Origin of the sequence: Cupriavidus consociatus, from assembly GCF_017814975.1 — a bacterium.
GTDB classification, from domain to species: domain Bacteria; phylum Pseudomonadota; class Gammaproteobacteria; order Burkholderiales; family Burkholderiaceae; genus Cupriavidus; species Cupriavidus consociatus.
Genome location: NZ_JAGIQA010000151.1, coordinates 1 through 756, shown reverse-complemented (window position 1 = coordinate 756; position 756 = coordinate 1). Strand labels below are relative to the sequence as shown.

The following is a 756-nucleotide window of genomic DNA, read 5'->3' as shown; positions in this document are numbered from 1 at the left end:
CCGCAAGGACGATTTGCGCACCGACTATGACCCGGTGGGCCACACCATGCACATCGCCGCCCGGATGGAAGGCGTCGCCACCCCGTCCTCCATCCTGGTCAGCGAATCGACTCACCGGCTGACGGAGGGGTATTTTGCGTTCCAGGCCTTGGGACGTACCCAGATCAAGGGCCTGCGCGAGCCACTGGCCGTGTATGAGGTGCTCGGCCTTGGCGCCTTGCGCACGCGGCTGCAGGTGGGGGCGCATCGCGGCCTGGCCCGCTTTGTCGGACGTGAGGCGGAGTTGGCGCGACTGGGCGAGGCGTTGGCGCTGGCCAAGGGCGGGCGGGGGCAGATCGTCGGCGTCGTGGGGGAGGCGGGCGTCGGCAAATCGCGCCTGTTCCATGAATTCAAGGCGCGCGCGCAGGAAGGCTGCCTGGTGCTCGAAACCTTCTCGGTGTCGCATGGCAAGGCGTTCCCCTACCTGCCGCTGATCGACCTGCTGCGCAACTACTTCCAGATCACGCCACAGGATGATGAACGCCGCTGTCGCGAGAAGGCAACGGGCAAGCTGCTGATCCTGGATCGCGCGCTGGAGGAACATCTGCCCTACCTGCTCTACCTGCTGGGGATCGTCGAGCCGGGCTCGGCCTTGCCAACGATGGATCCGACGATCCGGCGCCGGCGCACCTTCGAGGCGATTGCAAGACTGCTGGTGCGCGAGAGCCAGAATCAGATGCTGATGGTGCTGTTCGAAGACCTGCAATGGCTCGATAG

At 65.6% G+C, this 756-nt stretch carries 1 protein-coding gene; it reads left to right on the top strand.

The window, feature by feature from the left end; translation table 11 throughout:
• Window positions 1-756, top strand: a 756-nt coding sequence (locus J8I82_RS37850) for an AAA family ATPase (RefSeq protein WP_209765755.1), incomplete at both ends; no start/stop codon positions are given.